The 452-nt window shown below is 42.9% G+C and carries 1 protein-coding gene; it reads left to right on the top strand.

Going from position 1 to position 452, the window contains the following annotated elements; translation table 11 throughout:
- Positions 1–120: 120 nt before the first annotated feature.
- Positions 121–405, top strand: a complete 285-nt coding sequence (locus tag K0040_RS20220) for a hypothetical protein (RefSeq protein ID WP_157919612.1) — start codon at positions 121–123, stop codon at positions 403–405.
- Positions 406–452: the final 47 nt, after the last annotated feature.

The following is a 452-nucleotide window of genomic DNA, read 5'->3' as shown; positions in this document are numbered from 1 at the left end:
CAGTATCAGCGCTTATTGGAGCGTCTGGATTATCTGAAGAAGCCCGGTACTAAAGCATCAGGCCAGCGTAACTCTGGCTACAGCGGTTTTTGACCTGTTGTAACTGTAAGGTGATTTATTATGTATACAGAATCAAACGTTAAGCTTTCCTGTAACGCCCTCTGGCAAAAGTGTGTCCTTGCAACTCTGTATCGGGCTGCAGCCACACATCCTGAAATTAAATTATTACAATTTAAATTAATACCAGGGCAGGGTATTAATAAGGCCATTCCCTCTCTGATGGCTGATTTTACTGGTGAACTGCATAGACTCATTTCTGAATATTTGCAGTGTAAGCGACGTAAAGATAAATCTGTTGAGCCCCCCCCCTTTATATTATCTCTGGAGCAGGGAGGCTGTGGCTAACGATACCACTCCTTATCTTATGGTGCTGCTACTTAATAACGATGTCT

The organism is Terrisporobacter petrolearius, from assembly GCF_020748185.1.
GTDB lineage: Bacteria > Bacillota > Clostridia > Peptostreptococcales > Peptostreptococcaceae > Terrisporobacter > Terrisporobacter petrolearius.
The sequence above is the reverse complement of the archived record's forward strand: the minus strand, read 5'-3'. Positions and strand labels throughout refer to the sequence as shown.

What these genes read in the sequence shown, in the direction of transcription:
- K0040_RS20220 (WP_157919612.1), top strand. Translation starts at nt 121, where the DNA reads ATGTATACAGAATCAAACGTTAAGCTTTCCTGTAACGCCCTCTGGCAA.